Here is a 2364-nt window from a genome sequence, read left to right on the forward strand (position 1 = left end):
GGGAAGAATTTGCGTTCGCTTTTGCGCTTCTGGCCATTGCGCATTTCAACCACTTCTTCAGTGGGAACCAGAATCTCGCCGAAGCCATCTTCCATACCGGCCAGCTTTACGCGCTCGATCAGCGAGCGCATTACATGCTTCTCGTAACCGGAGTAAGCATGCACAACATACCAACGCTTAGCCACGGGACACCCTTAGCCGACGATCAAGGAAACAAGCCAGCCGAGCAGGGAATCAAGCCCCCACAACAGCAACGCCATAACCAGGACAACAGCCACAACGATCAACGTGGTCTGCGTGGTTTCTTGGCGAGTTGGCCAAACGACTTTACGAATTTCGGTGCGTGCTTCCTTAACCAGTACAAAGAAAGACTTGCCCTTGACCGTCTGCAAGCCTACAAAGGCAGCTACGGCAGCAATAGCAAGCAATGCGAGTACGCGGTACAGGATCGGCGAAGTAGAAAAGTACTGATTGCCAACAACGCCAACAACCACCAGAGCGACTACTACAAGCCACTTGAGGAGGTCGAAACGAGAGCCTTGAGCTTCAGCTTTAGGAGTCATCTATGAAGATCCTGTGAAAAGAAAGCCAGACACACCGAGTGAATCTGGCAGGTCAGGAGGGAATCGAACCCCCAACCTACGGTTTTGGAGACCGTCGCTCTGCCAATTGAGCTACTGACCTAAAACAAAATCAGGCCGACCATTATGCCGACCCGAAAAAGACTTTACAACACTTACCAGGCAATCCTGGCTGCAACGCCGGCATTCACGACACCGGCAACCCTCAGAAACACAATCAGGCGCAACCACTACCACCTAAAACAAAGGCAGATATTTTCATATCTGCCTTGTTATATGGAGCTCTTGAGCGGATTTGAACCGCTGACCTCACCCTTACCAAGGGTGTGCTCTACCAACTGAGCTACAAGAGCGTAACACTGTGCAAAACCTGTAAACTTGGAGCGGGTAGCGGGAATCGAACCCGCATCATCAGCTTGGAAGGCTGAGGTTCTACCACTAAACTATACCCGCGAGGCTTACAGCTCTCGCTAAAAATGGTGGAGGGGGAAGGATTCGAACCTTCGAAGTCGTAGACGTCAGATTTACAGTCTGATCCCTTTGGCCGCTCGGGAACCCCTCCTAAGCGAGCCGGCATTCTACATCATGCCAGCCTTCTGTCAAGCATTTTTCTCATTAAAAACCTGAGCTTAGCTGCGTTGACCTCACTTCACACCGTTAACCGTTTCCGGTGTTCGCTGTGGAGCGGGCGCCATTCTATGCAAACTATTCGGTGGGTGCAACCCCCTCGCACGGCATTATTTTATGTTTTAACTCATTGAATTCTTTAGAAAGGTTTATCAACTGCAAATCGTCCAGCCAACGCCGGCTTTCCGGTGCGATACGCACCCAATACCCCGCCCCTTCTGCCGCAGCTTTCGGCAGGGACTGATACTTGACCTCCATCCCGCTCAAACGTCGCTCAACCGCCTGCGCGGCCTCCTGGCGCGTATAGCCGCCCAGATAAAGGCAGCCATTGTCTGTCGAGACAGTTTTACTCTTGTCTTTGGCTACGTCACTCGCTTCGCTCAACAAGCGGATATCTTGTTGAGATCCGCGATACAGGCTCAAAGGCGTGACATCCTTCGCGCGCAGAGGAGCCTCTTGTTGATGCCAGATGTAGTAGAAGCCATTGAGGACAAGCAGCAGCAGAAACAACCAACGCATAAAAACCTCAGGATAAGGGACAGGCCATGGCCAATCCGACAAACACCAAGTCCGGAACAACCCTGGCCTGAGGCACGACCTCAGTAACCAGGCCCGCATCCCCCCCGGTGAGGAATACGACAAAGTCCTCACCCCAGTAGCTGCGCGCCAACTCGAGCTGGGTCAGCACGAAGCCGCGCAACATCAGCAAACAACCACGCTCTACAGCCTCGACAGTCGCGCGCCCCGGGACAAGACTTTCCAGTGCCTGCTCGGCCGCCAGATCCCCATAACGAATTTTGCGAGTGTGGGTGCGTAACTGGTTACGCATCAACGGCATCCCCGGACAGATGAAACCACCCAGGTGCTCTCCATCCGCCGCTATAAAGTCAGCAGTCACGGCCGTACCGAAATCGAGCACCAGACACGCAGCTGACGCCAGATGAAAGCCCCCGAGCATTGCAAGCCACCGATCCAGACCCAGCCGCTCAAACTCCTCATACCCGTTGCGCACGCCTGACATTTCGCGCGCTGGCGTTGCGCACACAACCGGCACATCAAAGGTATCCCTGAGCAAAGACGTCAGCGCAGCGGTTTCCTCCGCGGTCCTGACGCTCACCAGCCGGCAAAACGTGAGGGCAAGCCCTTTGAGCTCCCC

General features: G+C 54.1%; 4 protein-coding genes and 4 tRNA genes. All 8 read right to left on the bottom strand.

The genetic code is table 11. From position 1 onward, the window contains the following. On the bottom strand, window positions 1-185 hold a 185-nt coding region (locus ACXRVY_RS24705; RefSeq protein WP_345893412.1), incomplete at its 3' end, for a transcription termination/antitermination NusG family protein. A 9-nt stretch (window positions 186-194) separates the two neighbouring features. Next, the gene (gene secE, locus ACXRVY_RS24710; protein ID WP_223461660.1) at window positions 195-563 is read right to left on the bottom strand and encodes a preprotein translocase subunit SecE; all 369 of its coding nucleotides are present in this window, start codon (window positions 561-563) and stop codon (window positions 195-197) included. Between the two features lie 45 nt (window positions 564-608). Beyond that, window positions 609-684 (bottom strand) — tRNA-Trp (locus tag ACXRVY_RS24715). A gap of 174 nt (window positions 685-858) precedes the next feature. Next, a tRNA-Thr gene (locus ACXRVY_RS24720) sits at window positions 859-934 on the bottom strand. A gap of 26 nt (window positions 935-960) precedes the next feature. Beyond that, window positions 961-1034 (bottom strand) — tRNA-Gly (locus ACXRVY_RS24725). Between the two features lie 24 nt (window positions 1035-1058). Continuing rightward, window positions 1059-1143, bottom strand: a tRNA-Tyr gene (locus ACXRVY_RS24730). A gap of 143 nt (window positions 1144-1286) precedes the next feature. Further along, complete coding sequence (locus ACXRVY_RS24735; RefSeq protein WP_223461658.1) at window positions 1287-1727, bottom strand: hypothetical protein; 441 nt, start codon at window positions 1725-1727, stop codon at window positions 1287-1289. Window positions 1728-1734: 7 nt separating this feature from the next. Further along, window positions 1735-2364, bottom strand: a 630-nt coding sequence (locus tag ACXRVY_RS24740; protein WP_458238494.1) for a pantothenate kinase, incomplete at its 5' end; no start/stop codon positions are given.

Source organism: Pseudomonas sp. P5_A2_2 (assembly GCF_054177685.1).

Coding starts and splice junctions, on each gene's coding strand:
- secE (WP_223461660.1), bottom strand. CDS start 563: ATGACTCCTAAAGCTGAAGCTCAAGGCTCTCGTTTCGACCTCCTCAAG.
- ACXRVY_RS24735 (WP_223461658.1), bottom strand. CDS start 1,727: ATGCGTTGGTTGTTTCTGCTGCTGCTTGTCCTCAATGGCTTCTACTAC.